Raw genomic sequence first — 223 nt, forward strand, 5'->3', positions numbered from 1 at the left:
CCAATATAACAAACCCTTTCCCGCCCATTGGTTGAAACACAAACGCCAGCAACTCACCATCAACCAATCCCACCCCCCCTCCCCTAAACACACTCCTTCTCTCATTCACCCACTCCATCCCCACCTCCTCACCCTCCCATTCCCATACCACATTCATCCCATTCAACATAAACCTCTGATTAACCAACCCTCCCACGATAAATACCAGCATAACACCCCCCCC

The 223-nt window shown here is 51.1% G+C and carries 1 protein-coding gene; it reads right to left on the reverse strand.

The window, feature by feature from the left end:
• The coding region (locus FS628_RS32455) for a hypothetical protein (RefSeq protein ID WP_222125368.1) at nt 1-211 on the reverse strand (211 nt) is incomplete at its 3' end.
• Nucleotides 212-223: the final 12 nt, after the last annotated feature.

Origin of the sequence: Paenibacillus xylanexedens, from assembly GCF_007676705.1 — a bacterium.
Taxonomy (GTDB): Bacteria; Bacillota; Bacilli; order Paenibacillales; family Paenibacillaceae; genus Paenibacillus; species Paenibacillus xylanexedens_C.